The following is a 15,916-nucleotide window of genomic DNA, read 5'->3' as shown; positions in this document are numbered from 1 at the left end:
GCCGAAGCTCCTGTCGCTCCAACGGTCGATTGTTGAGCTTATCGGCTCACCTGCTGCTGACAAGCCATGTCGAAATGACTATCTCGTCACAAGTGCTTGAAATAGGAGCCAACCGGGACGGAACAATGGCGAAGGGCGATATTCAGGCCTTAGGCGATGCGGCCGGACTGGCGGCGCTGATTGCGCGCGCTGACGCCGACAAAGGCGACCAAAACCGAGGCCTGCCGCCCGTGGAGAAGTGGAATCCTCCCGATTGCGGCGACATCGACATGGAGATCAGGGCCGACGGCACGTGGTTCTACATGGGCACGCCGATCGGCAGGGTGCCGCTGGTGCGGCTGTTTTCCACGGTGTTGCGGCGGGAAGAGGACGGCAGGACCTGTCTCGTAACACCTGTGGAAAAGGTCGGCATCCGCGTCGTCGACGCGCCGTTCGTCGCCGTCGAGATGGAAGCGGTGGGTGAAGGAGAGACTCAGGTGCTGACGTTTCGCACCAATGTCGGCGACGTCGTGGAGGCCGGCCCCGACCATCCGCTGCGGTTTGTCGTCCACGGCGATAACAAAGAATTGAAGCCCTACCTGCATGTCCGCGGTCGGCTGGAGGCGCTCGTTTCGCGGCCGGTCATGTACGACATCGTGGCGCTCGGCGAGACGATCGCGGTCGAGGGGACGGAGATGTTCGCGGTGCGCTCGGGCGGCGTCGTGTTTCCGGTCATGCCGGCGGCAGAGCTGGAAGCGCTGATCCGATGAGTTTTCCCCTCTACAGCGCGACAGAATTCCGCCGCCGCGCCATCGAACAGTCGCGGACGATCACCACCGACAGCTGGCGCGAGAGCGGCGACGCCAGGATGAACCCGGCGACGGTCGCCCATGTGCAGGAGATGACGCTGAAGGACGCGGCCGTGCTGGTTGCCGCCGTGGACGAGGGCGACGATGCGCGCCTGATCTTCACGCAGCGCACCGCGACGCTGCGCAAGCACTCCGGCCAGATCGCCTTTCCGGGCGGGGCTGTCGACGAGGACGACCACGACGTCGAGGCGGCCGCCGCGCGCGAGGCGGAAGAGGAGATCGGGCTCGATCGCCGGCTGATAGAGACGGTCGGACGCCTGCCGGACTACATGGCGCTCTCCGGCTTCCGCATCACGCCGGTGCTGGCGGTGGTGCAGCCGGGTTTCTCGCTGACGCTCAACCCGGTCGAGGTCGATGACGTGTTCGAGGTGCCGCTGTCGTTTCTGATGGATCCCGCCAACCACGAGACGGGAAGCGGCGTCTGGCTAGGCGGCGAGCGTCACTACTACCGCATGCCCTATGAGGGGCGGAACATCTGGGGCATCACCGCGGGCATCGTCCGGGTGATCTATGAAAGGCTCTATGCATGACGTCGCTTTCGGATCAGGCCTGGTTCAGGCAACCGGCGCTGCGGCGCGTGCTCGATCTTCTGAACGCCGACGGCGGCGAGGCCCGCATCGCCGGGGGTGCGGTCCGGAACGCGCTGATGGGCGTGCCGGCCGGGGACGTCGATATCGCAACGACGCTCGTGCCGCAGGAGGTGGTCGCGCGGGCTAAAGCGGCCGGGATCAAGGCGGTGCCGACCGGCATCGACCACGGAACCGTGACGCTGGTCGCAAGCGGTACGCCGTTCGAGGTGACGACGCTGCGCCGGGACGTCGAGACGGACGGCCGGCGGGCGCAGGTGGCGTTCGGAACGGACTGGCAGGAGGACGCCGAACGGCGCGACCTCACGATCAACGCGCTCTATGCGACCGCGGAGGGGGAGGTCATCGACCTCGTGGGCGGATTGCCCGACATCGAGACGAGGACCGTGCGTTTCATTGGCGATGCGGCGCAGCGGATCGCCGAGGATCACCTGCGGATCCTGCGCTTCTTCCGCTTCTTCGCCTATTACGGCGGCGGCCGCCCGGATGCGGACGGGCTTCGGGCCTGCGCGCGGGCAAAGGACAAGCTCGCATCGCTCTCGGCCGAGCGCGTCTGGTCGGAGACCAAGAAGCTCCTTGCCGCGCCCGATCCGTTCCGCGCGCTGCTCTGGATGCGGCAGTCCGGCGTGCTTTCGGCCATCCTGCCCGAGACCGAAAAATGGGGCATCGACGCCATCCCGGCGCTGATTGCGACCGAACGGGCGCTGAATTGGGATCCGGATCCGCTGCTGCGGCTTTCGGCGATGGTGCCGCCGGACGGCGAGCGGCTCGCCGCCCTCTCGGAGCGGCTGCGGCTGTCGCGCGCCGAAGCCGCCGCTCTCGGCAGCTGGGCCGCGGCGCCGGAAATCCCGAAGACGCTCGCCGATACGGCCTTCGATCGGATGCTGTACCGGAACGGCCGCGAGGGCCTGACGACGCGCCTGAAGCTTTCACTCGCCGCGGCACGGTCGAAGGCGGAGGGGGGCGACCCCGCGGCGATGGCGGAGAGCGCCCGCGTCCAGCGCCTGCTGGACCGTGCCACCCGCTGGACGCGCCCCGCATTCCCGCTGTCCGGCGCCGATGTGCTCGCCGCCGGCATCGCCGCCGGTCCGGCTGTCGGCAAGATGCTGGAGGCGCTGGAGACGGAATGGGTGGAGGGGAACTTCAACCTCGACCGCACGGCGCTGATGACGCGCCTGCAAACGCTGGCGAAGGGGGCCTGACGTCAGGTTTCGCCGGCGCGAACGGGCCGGGGCAGGGCGGCCGGGCGGTGCCGGACCGTGAGCCCCGGCATGGAAACGCCGCGCAAGTCGGTTGCGCGGCGCCGGTCCGGTGGGGTCGTCGGAAAAGGCGATGGCCGGTCAGGCGCTCACTTTCTCGTCGACGATCCGTGTCTTGATATTCTCGACCATGTTCTCGCGAATGACGGTTTCGCCATGGGCGGTGCGCAGGTGCTCGACTGTGCGGCGGACGACTTCCGCATCATTGTCGGCGCGCGTATGCCACTCGCATCCGGGGACGAGCGTTCCACATTCAAACAGTCTCATGGCATATCTCCCTGTGTTTGTGCTGTGTTCGTGCCGGGCACTTTCTTGGTCCCCGCCGGTCGTGCGGCCGGACCGGGGCGTGACAAGGGGGCAACGCGGAACGGACGGCGTGGTTCCGCTCCGCAGGCGAAGATCAGCGCCTCGCCCATGCGTCGAAGCAGGCCGACGTCTTCTGGTCCTGGCCCTTGACGGCTCCGGGGGATGATTTTCCCGCCGGCTGTTGCCCGGCCAGTTGCTGGCGGGCCTGTTGCAGATAGTACTCCCGCGGCAGGCTGGTGCCGCTTGCGATGCGGATGTTTTCAGCGATGCGGTTGATGAGTTCGGCACTCCCGAGAACATTCTCCTCGCTTCTCGGCATGCCGGCAGCCGTATTCGTCATGATAACCCTCCTCCGATGGAACCATGCAGGACAATCGTAGCATAGGAAACACTAGTCCGGTATGCGCCGGGGACGGTTGACCCAGCGCAAATACGCGTGAACGGATTGTGTCCGGGCGGTTCCCGTTTCCGGCCGAGGCTCGGCCGGTCGGCACCCGGTCAGGGCCAGCGAACCACCGGAGGCATGGAGGAGAGGATGGATTCGACGTTGCCGCCGGTCTTCAGGCCGAAGATCGTGCCGCGGTCGTAGAGCAGGTTGAACTCCACGTAGCGGCCGCGGCGTACGAGCTGCTCGTCGCGGTCCTCCTCGGTCCAGCCGTTGTTGAAGTTCGAACGGACGATCTTCGGATAGACGAGGCCAAAGGCGCGGCCGACGTCCTGCGTGAAGGCGAAATCGGCCTCCCAGCCGCCGGCTTCCTTCGGCGAATGCAGCCAGTCGTAGAAGATGCCGCCGACGCCGCGCGGTTCGCCGCGGTGCTTGAGGAAGAAATATTCGTCGCACCAGGCCTTGAACTTCGGATAGTCGGCGACCGGGTGGCGCTTGCAGGTGATCTCCATGGCGCGGTGGAACAGCACCGTGTCGGGGTCGGCCTGGGAGCGCCTGCGGCCGAGCATCGGGGTCAGGTCGGCACCGCCGCCGAACCAGTGGCTGGTGGTGACGACCATGCGGGTGTTCATGTGCACGGTGGGCACGTTGGGATTGACGGGATGCGCGATCAGCGAGATGCCGGAGGCCCAGAAGCGCGGATCATCGGCAGCACCGGGGATCTGGCCGCGGAACTCGGGCGAGAACTCGCCGTGCACGGTGGAGGTGTGGATGCCGACCTTCTCGAAAACGCGGCCCGACATCATCGACATGCGGCCGCCGCCGCCGTCACCGTCCTCGCGCTGCCAGTCACGGCCGACGAACCGCCCCGGCTCGCGATCGCCGAGCGGACCCTGGAGTTCGTCCTCGAGGGCTTCGAATGCCGCGCAGAGCTGGTCGCGCAAGCTCTCGAACCACGCCCGGGCGCGCGCCTTGCGCTCGGCTATGTCGTCCGGCAGGCCCCTTGGCAGGTCCGGTCGTTCCATCGTCTGTTCCCCAGCGGGGCCGCATCGCGCGGCCGATTCTGCATCCGTGGCCCATTTCCCATTTTTCGCCGTCCTTTGGCAACCGTCGGCCGCGATTCACCTGAACAGGGCGGGACTCGCCAAAGTCGCGCCGGCATCCTATCTTGGAAACATGAATGTGCTGCCGGAGGCTTTCTGAATGGCGCGTATTCCAGGTCCCCCGCCGCTCGACGGCCTGAAGCGGCGGATCGAACAGAGCAGGCAGGCGCGCACCGCGCAGCAAAAGGGCCATTTTGTCCGCGAGACCTACCAGCTCGAGCGCGATGCCGCGCGCCAGAAGGCGCGGGAATGGTTCGAAACCTGGCCGAAGGCCGCCTACTGGACCGAGGTCGAAAGCTGGCGGCCCCTGGAAGGCGACCGGATCGAATTCACCATGCGCAGGCTGTCCAGCGCGGACTGACGGTTCCTATCCCGTGACTTCGCAGGGGCCGCGTCGATTTGTCGTCGGTTGTAGCGCGGCAGACACATCGGTTGTTGCGCGCATGCGGTAGGAGGGCGCTCCACCGGATTTTTCCCGCATGTTCCGCGCCGTCGCGATCCTTTCCGTTACCCAGATCATTGCCTGGGCCACCATGTTCATGGCGGTGTCGGTGCTGGGCGATGCGATCGCCACGGATCTCGGCCTGACGGCGGCGGAGGTGTTCCTCGGCCCGTCCGCGATGCTGGTCGCCATGGCGTTCGCGTCGCCGGCGACGGCCTTTCTCTACCGGCGCGTCGATCCGCGCATGGTGCTGGTCGCGGGGAGCCTTGCCGCCCTTCCGGGCTTCGCCCTCCTCGCCACCGCGCAGAGCCCTGCGGTCTACTATGCCGGCTGGGTGGTGCTCGGGATCGCAGGCGCGGGCGCGCTGACGAATGCGGCGCATGTCTACCTGTCACAGGCGTTTTCTGTCGCCGCCCGGCGGGCGATCGGAGCGCAGATGCTCGCCATGGCCCTGGCGCCGACCGTCTCCTGGCCGGCGGCCGCCTTTCTGCAGCAGGCCTTCGGCTGGCGGGTGACCTTCGTCCTCTTCGCGGGCGCCATGCTGCTCGTCGTCGTGCCGCTGACCCTCTTCGGGCTGCGGCCGGTGCGGCCGGCGATTTCGGAGCGGGATGTCGATACCGGCCGCCGGAGCGCGACCGGCGGCCGGTACTGGCTGGTCATGGGCCTGATCGTCGGGGCGATTGCGCTGAACGGCTTCGTCACCTGGGGCTTCCAGCTCGTCGTCATCGCGCTGTTTCGCGATCTCTCCGTCCCGACGGCGCTCGCCGTCGGTTTCGCGTCCGCGATCGGCGTGGTGCAGATGTCGGCGCGGCTGATCGATTTCCTCGGCGGAAACCGCTGGGACGGGCTGACGACCGGGCTCGTGGCGGCCGGCCTGATGCCGGTGTCGCTGGCGGTCCTGATCGCGGGCTCCGGCGCCCAGTGGACGATCGTCGCCTTTCTCGTTCTCTACGGGCTTTCCAGCGGCGCCATGGCGGTCAGCCGGGCGACGATGCCGCTCGTCTTCTTCGAGGGCGCCGACTATGCCACCGCGATCGCCCGCGTCGGCCTGCCGCTCAACCTCGCCTTTGCCGCAGCGCCGCCCCTGTTCAGCTTCATGATCGACGGCTTCGGCAGCCGGGCGGCGCTGCTGGTCGCGCTGGCCCTTTCGCTCGGTACGCTCGCCTGCCTTGCGGCGCTGAACGCAATTCGCCCGAAGGCCGACAGGGAGTGCATTGACCGGGAACCACGCGCCCCTTAAATTGCGGCCATCTGAAACAGCTGAAAGGTGCCGGTTCGATCAATGCGTCCGGCGAACACCGCTTGTTCGAGCTCGCGATTGCATTTCTTCTTATCGTCATCAACGGTCTCTTTGCCCTTTCCGAACTCTCTATCGTCTCGTCGCGCAGGGTCCGGCTGAAAACAATGGCCGCCCAGGGGCGGCGCGGTGCCGAGGCCGCCATCCGGCTGGCCGACAATCCCGGCAGGTTCCTCTCCACGGTCCAGATCGGCATCACGCTGGTCGGTATCCTCGCCGGCGCGGTCTCGGGTGCCGCACTCGGCGGGCGGCTCGGCCAGATCCTGCTCGACGCCGAGGTCCCGGCCTGGCTTGCAGGCCCGCTCGGCTACGGCATCGTCATCACGCTGATCACCTATCTCTCGGTCGTGGTCGGCGAACTCGTGCCCAAGCAGATCGCGCTGCGCAATCCGGAGCGCTTTGCCTGCATGGTGGCGCCCGGCATGTCGCTCCTGTCCAAGGTCGGCGGCCCGTTCGTCTGGCTGCTGGACGGTTCCACCAAGGTCATCTTCCGCATCTTCGGCCTGCACGAGGCGCCCGAAAGCGTCGTCACCGACGAGGAGATCAAGGCGGTGATGGCCGAGGCCGAGGCCGCCGGCGTCATCGAGAGCGGCGAGCAGAGCATGATCGCCGGCGTGATGCGCTTCTCCGATCGCGAGGCGCGCGGGCTGATGACGCCGCGCAAGGACGTGGACTGGATCGACCTTTCCGACGATCCCGCCGAGCTCCGCCAGCAGATATTCACCAGCCAGCACTCTCGCCTTCCGGTCAGCGAGGACGGCATCGAATCGATCATGGGCATCCTGCAGACGCGCGAGCTCCTGCCGGCCATCGCCTCCGGCGCGCCGTTCGATATCCGCAGCTACATCCGCCAGGCGCCGGTCATCCCGGACGGCATGGACGCGATGCGGGTGCTGGAGGCGCTGCGCTCGTCCGACGTGCCGATGCTGCTGGTCCACGACGAATACGGTCACTTCGAGGGCGTGCTGACGCCGGCCGACGTGCTCGAGGCGATCGCCGGCGTGTTCCGCTCCGACATCGGCGAGGGCGAGGAGGACGACTATGCGGTCGAGCGGGCCGACGGTTCGTGGCTGATCTCCGGCTCCATGCCGATCGACGAACTGGCGGACCGCTTCGGCCTCTCCCTGCCGGAGAGCCGCAACTACCAGACGGTCGCCGGCCTGATCATCGACGTGCTGCAGCACCTGCCGGTCACCGGCGAGATCGCCCAGACACAGGGCTGGCAGTTCGAGATCGTCGACATGGACGGCCGCCGGATCGACAAGCTGCTGGCCAGCAAGCTTCCCTGACGAATCGGGCAGTTCCCCTCCCCGGAATGACGGTTACCCGTACCGGGACGGTACGGGTGGTGGTCAGGGCTCGATGAGCCTTGCGCCGCTGCCGTCGCGGCCAAGCGCGTCATAAGGGTTGCGCAGAGGGCATTCCTGCATCGACAGGCAGCCGCAGCCGATGCAGCCCTCGAGATGGTCGCGAAGGGCGGTCAACTTCGCGATGCGCTCGTCGAGCGTCTTGCGCCAGCGCTGCGACAACGCGTGCCAGTCGGCCTTCGACAGCGGCCGGTCGTGCGGCAGGGCCGACAGCGCGTCGGCGATCTCTGAAAGCGGAATCCCGGTCTTCTGGGCGATCTTGATCACCGCCACCCGGCGCAGGATCGAGCGCGGGTAGCGGCGCTGGTTGCCGCGGTTGCGGTTGCTGCGGATCAGCCCCTTGGTCTCGTAGAAATGCAGCGTCGACACGGCGATGCCGCTGCGGGCGGCGACTTCGCCGACGCTCAGTTCGAACGGGATCTTTTGTTCCGGATTTGGCATGGGCGCTGTTGACCTCGACTATGGTTGAGGTTTTATAGCATCGTCTCCGTAGCCTTTGAAACCGGAGTCACAGCATGAAAGAGCATATCCGCGTCACGATGATCTATGGCAGCGCCCGCGAGGGGCGCTTCTGCGATACGGTGGCCGACTGGCTCAAGGCGGAACTGCGCGAGGTCGGCGGCTGCGCGCTGACCGTCCTCGATCCCGCCGAGCTGACCTTTTCCGCCAGCGGGCCGGACGAGCTTTCGGCGGCGATCATCGAGACCAAGCTGGAGGAGGCGGATGCCTTCCTGATCGTCGTGCCGGAATACAATCACGGCTATCCGGCCGTATTGAAGGCGTTGATCGACAGCGCCTACCGGCCCTGGCACGCCAAGCCCGTCGCCTTCGTCTCCTATGGCGGCGTTTCCGGCGGCCTGCGCGCCGTCGAGCAACTCAGGCAGGTGTTTGCCGAACTGCACGCCGTCGCCATCCGCGACACGGTGAGCCTGGCGCACGCCTGGTCGCATTTCGATTCCCAGGGCCATCCCTTCCGCCCGGCGCAGATGCGGGGGCCGCTGATCGTCATGATGCGGCGGCTGTTCTGGTGGGCGCGGGCGCTCAGGAACGCCCGCGAGGAGAGCGTCTATGACAGCGCGGCCGCCTGAGGCGCAGGCGAGGGCGGTGACGGAGCGTCTGGCTCAGGCGAAGCCCGTCTGCCGCAGCGCCTCGCCGGCGATCATCGCGGCCGACATGGCGACGTTGATCGAGCGCTGCCCCTCGACCATCGGGATGAGGATGCGGGCGTCCGCCCGCGCGTGGACGTGATCGGGAACGCCGGCGCTTTCGCGGCCGAAGAGGAGCACGTCGTCCGGCCGGTAGGCGACGTCGACATAGGGCGTCGCCGCCTTCGTCGAGGCGAGGACGAGCCTGCGGCCAGAGGCCTCCCGCCATTCCTCGAAACGCTCCCAGGTGACGTGGCGGGTCAGCGCGACGGCGGCGAGATAATCCATGCCGGCGCGTTTCAGGCTGCGGTCGGAGATGTCGAAGCCGGCCGGCTCGATCACGTCGACGCCGAGCCCGAGGCAGGCGGCAAGGCGCAGGATCGTTCCGGTGTTGCCGGCGATGTCGGGCTGGTAGAGGGCGATGCGCAGGTCGGACATGCCCTGCCATAGCGCAAAGCGGAGCCCTGCCAAAGGCCCTCTTCGTCAGTCCGGGCGGCAGTTTGTGCCGATCGGGCAACAGGCCGGGGGCGGATGACGCCGAAATTGGCGGAATGCGCTGGCAAAACGACGCAATTCAGGGTAACAAGCGTCATCCTCAACGCGAGAACAGGGAGGCAGCCGGATGGACATAGCTTATCGACCACGCCTCCTTGACGGCCTGTTCCGCCGCCTCGCCTAGGCGCTCGACGCTCTTTTCCAACTTCGCCTTTTCAATCGACCGCATCCGGCCCCGTTCGCCGCCATGCGGCCTTCCCGGCCCGAAGTGCCCGCCCGCCCATGGCGCAGGCCGCTTTCGAGAGGGTCCGGGTCAATTTTCGGAGAGTGAACCACCATGTTCGGCTGGTTTGAAAGCAGACTGAATCCCTATCCTGCCGAGGAGCCGACGCTTCCGCCGCAGGGTCTTTTTGACTTTTGCTGGCACTACACCAGACCCGCGGCGCCGTGGCTCTTCATCATGGCGATCCTGACGGCGCTGATCGCCGTCGGCGAGGTGATGCTGTTCCAGTTCCTCGGCAATATCGTCGACTGGCTGTCGAATGCCGACCGCGCGAGCTTCCTTCAGACGGAGGGGACGCGGCTCTTCTGGATGGGGGCGATCGTGCTGGTCGGCCTGCCGCTGGTGGTGGCGCTCGATTCGCTGATCATGCACCAGGTGCTGCTCGGCAACTATCCGATGATCGCGCGCTGGCAGATGCACCGCTACCTCCTGCGCCAGAGCATGACGTTCTTTGCCAACGAGTTCGCCGGGCGCGTCGCCACCAAGGTGATGCAGACCTCGCTCGCCGTGCGCGAGACGGTGATGAAGATCCTCGACGTCTTCGTCTATGTCGTCACCTATTTCGTCACCATGATCGCGGTGGTGGCGAATGCCGACGTCCGGCTGGTGGCGCCGCTGATCGTCTGGCTGACCATCTATGTGGCGATCGTCTGGTATTACGTGCCGAAGCTGCGCAAGATCTCGTCCGAGCAGGCCGACGCCCGCTCGATGATGACCGGGCGGATCGTCGACAGCTACACCAACATCGCGACGGTGAAGCTGTTCTCGCATGCCGGCCGCGAGGAGGACTATGCCCGCAACGGCATGGACGAGTTCCTGCAGACCGTGCACCGGCAGATGCGCAAGGTGACGATGTTCCACATCCTCGTCTACGTGAACAATTGCGTGGCCCTGTTCGCCATCGGCTCGCTGTCGATCGGCTTCTGGCTGAACGGGGCGATCTCGGTCGGCGCGATCGCGATCGCGATCGGCCTTGCCATGCGCATCAACGGCATGTCGCAGTGGATCATGTGGGAAGTCTCGGCGCTGTTCGAGAACATCGGCACCGTCTATGACGGCATGGGCATGATGACGAAGGCGCACGACATCACCGACCATCCGCAGGCGGAGATCCTGTCTGCGAAGAAGGGTGCGATCGACTTCGAGGGCGTCGGCTTCCACTACGGGCGCAGCAAGGGCGTGATCGGCAACCTGTCGCTTGCCATCGCAGCCGGCGAGAAGATCGGCCTGGTCGGCCGTTCGGGTGCCGGCAAGACGACGATGATGAACCTGCTCCTGCGGTTCTACGACCTGGAGAAGGGGCGTATCACCATCGACGGGCAGGACATCGCCAGGGTCACGCAGGACAGCCTGCGCAGCAAGATCGGCGTCGTGACGCAGGACACATCGCTGTTGCACCGCACGATCCGCGACAACATCGCCTACGGCCGGCCGGATGCGACCGATGCCGAGATCATCGAGGCGGCCCGGCGCGCCAATGCCTGGAACTTCATTGAGGACCTGGTCGACCTGCACGGCCGCAAGGGCCTGGACGCCCAGGTCGGCGAGCGCGGGGTCAAGCTCTCCGGCGGCCAGCGCCAGCGCATCGCGATCGCCCGCGTGTTCCTCAAGGACGCGCCGATCCTGATCCTCGACGAGGCGACCTCGGCGCTCGATTCCGAAGTCGAGGCGGCGATCCAGGAGAACCTGTTCGCGCTGATGGAAGGCAAGACGGTGATCGCGATCGCCCACCGCCTGTCGACGCTGACGGAAATGGACCGACTCGTCGTGCTGGACAAGGGCCACATCCACGAGATGGGCACCCACGCCGAGCTCGTCGCGAAGGGCGGCATCTATGCCGACCTGTGGACCCGCCAGTCCGGCGGCTTCATCGCCGACGACGAAAAGAGCGAGGCCGCGGCGGAGTAGCGTCTCTGTCGTTGGCGGCGGCGAACGCGAGCGCCGGCCGCACCCCGCCGGCCTCTTCTGGCCTGCCTGGGTGTGTACGCCGCCTGCCGGGGCTTCCCGTTTGCCTGCCCAAACCCGCCGTCATGCCGGCCCCCGAGCCGGCATCCAGTCCGCGCAAGTCCTTGCGCGCAAAGGTGCTTCTCCCGCGCAGCGGACGCGTCGCCGCTGGACACCGGATCGGGTCCGGTGTGACGGTGAGAGGGTGTGACGGCATTATTCCCATACGCAAACCGCGCATCCCGATACCTTTGTCGTGCCCGCCGCCGCACAGAAGTCGTCCCCTTCGAGCCGCCCTTGCTTGCCGAAGTTTAATTTGCCGCGTCGCGGAATCGGCCTATATCTTCGGCCATGGTCCTGCGCGCGCTCTTCTCCTACTTCGAAAACTGGATCAGGCCGTTCGCGCGGACCGAGGATCTGCGCCCGCCCTCAGGCCTGATCGGCTTCACCGCGTTCTATGTGCGCCAGGCGCCGGGGCCGTTCGTGGCGATGCTGATCCTCGGCGGGCTGACGGCGGCGATCGAGGCGGCGACCTTCTGGTTCGTCGGGCGGGTCGTCGACATCCTGGCGAGCGTGAAGCCGGAGGACGGCTGGGGCGGCCTGATCGCCGGGCACGGCTACGAACTGCTGGCGATGCTGGCGTTGATCGGCATTGTCCGCTTCGCCGTCACCTTCCTGACGGCGCTGTTCGACCAGCAGGTCATCACCCAGGGCTTCTACAACATGGTTCGCTGGCAGTCCTATGCGCATGTCGCCCGCCAGTCGCTCTCCTTCTTCCAGAACGACTTTTCCGGACGGATCGTCACCAAGGTCTGGTCGGCCGGGCAGGCGACGGGCGACGTCATCACCTCGTTCATGGAAAGCGTCTGGTTCGTGACGATCTACGCGGCCTCGACGCTGGTGCTGATCGGCGGGCTGGACCTGCGGCTGGCTTTGATCATCTGCGTGTGGATCGGCGTCTTTTCGCTGCTGGCACGCTTCTTCGTGCCGCGCATCCGCTACCATTCGAAGGAATCGGCCGAGGCTGCCTCGATGCTGAACGGCCGCATGGTCGATGCCTATTCCAACATCCAGACGCTCAAGCTGTTCGGTCGCGACGACGTCAACGACCGCTATATGCTGCAGGGCTTCGAGACCTACCAGGAGACGATCCGGCGCTTCGCCCGGTTCCTCACCGGCGTGCGCGCCTCGATGGCGCTGCTGTCGGGCATCATGATCGTTTCGATGGGCGTGCTCTGCATCCACCTCTGGCTCGCCTCCTCGATCACCTCGGGTGCCGTCGCCTTCACCATGGCGCTGGTGCTGCGGCTCAACTTCCTGCTCAACCGGCTGATGACGCAATTGAACAACATCATGCGCAACATCGGCACGATCCAGAATTCGGCCGAGCTGATCTCGCAGCCGATCGGCCTCGTCGACCGGCCGGATGCCCGGCCGCTGGCGGTGAGCCGGCCTGAGATCCGCTTCGAGAACATCCGCTTTCACTACGGTCGCGAATCGGGCGTGATCGAGAACCTGTCGCTGACCATCAAGCCGGGCGAGAAGGTGGGCATCGTCGGCCGCTCGGGCGCCGGAAAGTCGACGCTGGTCAACCTGCTCCTGCGCTTCTACGAGCTGGAGGGCGGGCGCATCCTCGTCGCCGGCCAGGACATCGCGGCGGTGACGCAGGAGAGCCTGCGCGCGAATATCGGCATGGTGAGCCAGGATACCGCGCTGCTGCACCGCTCGATCCGCGACAACATCCTGTTCGGCAAGGCCGATGCCAGCGAGGCGGAAATGATCGAGGCTGCCGCCGAGGCGGAGGCGAACGAGTTCATCCTGCGGCTGGAGGACCAGCGCGGGCGCCGCGGCTACGACGCCCATGTCGGCGAGCGCGGGGTGAAGCTCTCCGGCGGCCAGCGCCAGCGGATCGCGATCGCCCGCGTCATGCTGAAGGACGCGCCGATCCTCGTCCTCGACGAGGCGACGTCGGCGCTCGATTCGGAAGTCGAAGCGGCGATCCAGTCCAATCTCTCCCGGCTGATGCACGGCAAGACCGTGCTCGCGATCGCCCACAGGCTCTCCACCATTGCCGCCCTCGACCGCCTGGTGGTGATGGACCGCGGCCAGATCGTCGAGCAGGGATCGCATGCCGAACTCGTTGCCAAAGGCGGCATCTATGCCGAGCTGTGGGCACGCCAGTCCGGCGGATTCCTCGCTCAGGATGCCGCGGCGGAGTAGATCGATGGCCGGGGCAGGCCATATCGCCCCGCGGCGATCCGCTCAGCGCCTTGTTGAAGAGCCCCCGGGTCTCGGCCTCTGCGGCCGAAAGAATGGCGTGACCCTTTCTGGACGTCGGTAATCGTGCGCCGGCTGCACCGCGCCCAATGCGTCAATGAAAACACACGTATGGCTTTTCCCGCGACATTGTGCCCACCAAGCCCTGCCAAGGCTGGACATATTTGCCGATCAAGCATAGAACCCGCCCGATTGGCGGGGAATCTATGGCCGCATTGTGTCCGGATTTCCGGGTGCAGAGAGGCAGTTGCGGTTCGCCGCGGAGTTGCTGGAGAGGATGGTCAGGTCGTGAGCGAACACGAAACTACAGGCGGTACAGCGGGCGAGCCCTCGCGTCGCGATTTTCTTTACCTTACGACCGGAATGGCCGGCGTCGTCGGCGCTGCGGCCGTTGCCTGGCCGTTCATCGACCAGATGCGCCCGGACGCCTCGACGCTGGCGCTCGCCTCGATCGAAGTCGACGTCTCGAGCCTGACGCCCGGCATGTCGCTGACGGCGAAATGGCGCGGCAAGCCGATCTTCATCCGCAACCGTACCGACGCGGAAGTCGACGAAGCGAAGTCCGTTCCGATGGCCGAGCTGAAGGATCCGGTCGCGCGCAACGCGAACGTTCCCGCCGATGCCGAGGCGACCGACCTCGATCGTTCCGCCGGCGAGGGCAAGGAAAACTGGATCGTCATGATCGGCTCGTGCACCCATCTGGGCTGCGTGCCGCTCGGCCAGGCCGGGGATTTCGGCGGGTGGTTCTGTCCCTGCCATGGCTCGCACTACGACACTGCGGGCCGTATCCGAAAAGGTCCGGCGCCGGAGAACCTCCACGTGCCGACCTATTCATTCGTGTCAGACACCGTTATCCGGATCGGTTGAGGGGAACACCGAATATGAGTGCTGAGCATTCCACGTACCAGCCGACCACCGGCATCGAGAAATGGGTCGATTCGCGCCTGCCTTTGCCGCGCATGATCCATGACAGCTTCGTCTCCTACCCCGTTCCGCGCAACCTGAACTACGCCTACACGTTCGGCGCCATGCTTTCGGTCATGCTGATCGCCCAGATCCTGACCGGCATCGTGCTGGCCATGCACTATGTCGCCAGCACCGGCGAGGCGTTCAACTCGGTCGAAAAGATCATGCGCGACGTCAACCACGGCTGGCTGCTGCGCTACATGCACGCCAACGGCGCATCCTTCTTCTTCATCGCGGTCTATCTCCACATCGCCCGCGGCCTCTATTACGGCTCCTACAAGGCGCCGCGCGAGATCCTGTGGATCCTCGGCGTCGTCATCTACCTGCTGATGATGGCGACCGGCTTCATGGGCTACGTGCTGCCCTGGGGCCAGATGTCCTTCTGGGGCGCGACCGTCATCACCGGCTTCTTCTCGGCCTTCCCGCTGGTCGGCGAGTGGATCCAGCAGTTCCTGCTCGGCGGCTTCGCCGTCGACCAGCCGACGCTGAACCGCTTCTTCTCGCTGCACTACCTGCTGCCGTTCATGATCGCCGGCGTCGTCGTCCTGCATATCTGGGCGCTGCATGTGGTCGGCCAGACCAACCCGACCGGCGTCGAGGTGAAGTCCAAGACCGACACCGTCGCGTTCACGCCCTATGCGACGCTGAAGGACGCGCTCGGCGTCTCGATCTTCCTGATCGTGTTCGCTTGGTTCATCTTCTACATGCCGAACTATCTCGGCCATCCGGACAACTACATTCCGGCCGATCCGCTGAAGACGCCCGCCCACATCGTTCCGGAATGGTACTACCTGCCGTTCTACGCGATGCTGCGCGCCATCACCTTCAACGTCGGCCCGATCGACAGCAAGCTCGGCGGCGTCCTGGTGATGTTCGGCTCGATCATCGTGCTGTTCTTCCTGCCCTGGCTCGACACCTCGAAGGTCCGTTCGGCCGTGTACCGTCCCTGGTACAAGCTGTTCTTCTGGCTGTTCGTCGCCAACGCCATCATGCTCGGCTGGCTCGGCGCCATGCCCGCAGAAGGCATCTACGTCATCCTTTCGCAGCTCGGCACGCTCTACTACTTCGGTTTCTTCCTCGTCATCATGCCGGTCCTCGGCCTGATCGAGACCCCGAAGCGCATTCCGAACTCCATCACGGAAGCGGTTCTGGAAAAGAAGAACGCCACCGCAACGCTGGCCAAGGCCTGATCGCGACGCGACGAAAGGAACC

Annotated in this window: 15 protein-coding genes and 1 pseudogene; 11 read left to right on the top strand and 5 right to left on the bottom strand. The window is 66.1% G+C overall.

The annotated features are described in order from the left end of the window. Positions 1 to 125 precede the first annotated feature (125 nt). From OCK02_RS17850 to OCK02_RS17840, 3 genes are read left to right on the top strand one after another with little or no spacing between them, the layout of a single operon-like run. Entirely contained in the window at positions 126 to 749 is a 624-nt protein-coding gene (locus OCK02_RS17850; RefSeq protein ID WP_263814199.1) for a DUF1285 domain-containing protein, read from the top strand. Then, the gene (locus tag OCK02_RS17845; protein WP_263814198.1) at positions 746 to 1,378 is read left to right on the top strand and encodes an NUDIX hydrolase; all 633 of its coding nucleotides are present in this window, start codon (positions 746 to 748) and stop codon (positions 1,376 to 1,378) included. Before OCK02_RS17850 ends, OCK02_RS17845 begins: the two co-directional genes overlap by 4 nt. Further along, positions 1,375 to 2,637: a CCA tRNA nucleotidyltransferase gene (locus tag OCK02_RS17840; RefSeq protein ID WP_263814197.1), complete on the top strand. Its 1,263-nt coding sequence runs from the start codon at positions 1,375 to 1,377 to the stop codon at positions 2,635 to 2,637. The genes OCK02_RS17845 and OCK02_RS17840 overlap by 4 nt, the downstream gene beginning before the upstream one ends. Before the next feature lie 138 nt (positions 2,638 to 2,775). On the opposite strand, the gene OCK02_RS17835 is transcribed toward OCK02_RS17840, so the two are convergent. From OCK02_RS17835 to hemF, 3 genes are all read right to left on the bottom strand, one after another. Further along, complete coding sequence (locus OCK02_RS17835; RefSeq protein WP_263814196.1) at positions 2,776 to 2,961, bottom strand: DUF1059 domain-containing protein; 186 nt, start codon at positions 2,959 to 2,961, stop codon at positions 2,776 to 2,778. A 133-nt stretch (positions 2,962 to 3,094) separates the two neighbouring features. Continuing rightward, positions 3,095 to 3,340, bottom strand: a complete 246-nt coding sequence (locus OCK02_RS17830) for a hypothetical protein (protein WP_263814195.1) — start codon at positions 3,338 to 3,340, stop codon at positions 3,095 to 3,097. Positions 3,341 to 3,498: 158 nt separating this feature from the next. After that, the gene (hemF, locus tag OCK02_RS17825) at positions 3,499 to 4,410 is read right to left on the bottom strand and encodes an oxygen-dependent coproporphyrinogen oxidase (protein WP_263814194.1); all 912 of its coding nucleotides are present in this window, start codon (positions 4,408 to 4,410) and stop codon (positions 3,499 to 3,501) included. A gap of 178 nt (positions 4,411 to 4,588) precedes the next feature. On the opposite strand from hemF, the gene OCK02_RS17820 reads away from it, so the two are divergent. The 3 genes from OCK02_RS17820 (at position 4,589) to OCK02_RS17810 (ending at position 7,516) form a co-directional block, all read left to right on the top strand. Beyond that, complete coding sequence (locus tag OCK02_RS17820) at positions 4,589 to 4,849, top strand: hypothetical protein (protein WP_263814193.1); 261 nt, start codon at positions 4,589 to 4,591, stop codon at positions 4,847 to 4,849. Positions 4,850 to 4,967: 118 nt separating this feature from the next. Next, entirely contained in the window at positions 4,968 to 6,170 is a 1,203-nt protein-coding gene (locus tag OCK02_RS17815; RefSeq protein ID WP_263814192.1) for an MFS transporter, read from the top strand. Positions 6,171 to 6,232: 62 nt separating this feature from the next. Beyond that, positions 6,233 to 7,516 carry a hemolysin family protein gene (locus OCK02_RS17810; protein WP_263814191.1) on the top strand — a complete coding sequence of 428 codons (1,284 nt, stop codon included), beginning with the start codon at positions 6,233 to 6,235 and terminating at the stop codon, positions 7,514 to 7,516. Between the two features lie 63 nt (positions 7,517 to 7,579). Here the strand turns inward: OCK02_RS17810 and soxR are convergent, their stop codons facing one another. Continuing rightward, positions 7,580 to 8,035 carry a redox-sensitive transcriptional activator SoxR gene (gene soxR / locus OCK02_RS17805; protein WP_263814190.1) on the bottom strand — a complete coding sequence of 152 codons (456 nt, stop codon included), beginning with the start codon at positions 8,033 to 8,035 and terminating at the stop codon, positions 7,580 to 7,582. A gap of 74 nt (positions 8,036 to 8,109) precedes the next feature. On the opposite strand from soxR, the gene OCK02_RS17800 reads away from it, so the two are divergent. Then, a complete protein-coding gene (locus tag OCK02_RS17800; RefSeq protein ID WP_263814189.1) occupies positions 8,110 to 8,682 on the top strand; it encodes an NADPH-dependent FMN reductase in 573 nt (190 codons plus the stop codon). 33 nt (positions 8,683 to 8,715) lie between these two features. Here OCK02_RS17800 and OCK02_RS17795 read toward each other — a convergent pair whose 3' ends face one another. Then, positions 8,716 to 9,177: a tRNA (cytidine(34)-2'-O)-methyltransferase gene (locus OCK02_RS17795; protein WP_230808221.1), complete on the bottom strand. Its 462-nt coding sequence runs from the start codon at positions 9,175 to 9,177 to the stop codon at positions 8,716 to 8,718. Between the two features lie 394 nt (positions 9,178 to 9,571). Here OCK02_RS17795 and OCK02_RS17790 point away from each other — a divergent pair, with 394 nt between their 5' ends. The 4 genes and pseudogenes from OCK02_RS17790 to OCK02_RS17775 all read left to right on the top strand — a co-directional run bounded on the left by OCK02_RS17790 (position 9,572) and on the right by OCK02_RS17775 (position 15,894). Continuing rightward, complete coding sequence (locus OCK02_RS17790; protein ID WP_263814188.1) at positions 9,572 to 11,425, top strand: ABC transporter ATP-binding protein; 1,854 nt, start codon at positions 9,572 to 9,574, stop codon at positions 11,423 to 11,425. Positions 11,426 to 11,777: 352 nt separating this feature from the next. Next, positions 11,778 to 13,681, top strand: a pseudogene (locus tag OCK02_RS17785) (ABC transporter ATP-binding protein). A gap of 345 nt (positions 13,682 to 14,026) precedes the next feature. After that, positions 14,027 to 14,605, top strand: coding sequence for a ubiquinol-cytochrome c reductase iron-sulfur subunit (gene petA / locus OCK02_RS17780; protein ID WP_230808127.1), 579 nt, complete (start codon positions 14,027 to 14,029; stop codon positions 14,603 to 14,605). Positions 14,606 to 14,619: 14 nt separating this feature from the next. Continuing rightward, complete coding sequence (locus tag OCK02_RS17775; RefSeq protein ID WP_263814186.1) at positions 14,620 to 15,894, top strand: cytochrome b; 1,275 nt, start codon at positions 14,620 to 14,622, stop codon at positions 15,892 to 15,894. Positions 15,895 to 15,916 lie beyond the last annotated feature (22 nt).

This window comes from Rhizobium sp. TRM96647, from assembly GCF_025780115.1.
GTDB lineage: Bacteria > Pseudomonadota > Alphaproteobacteria > Rhizobiales > Rhizobiaceae > Mycoplana.
This window is presented reverse-complemented; position numbering and strand designations above follow the sequence as displayed.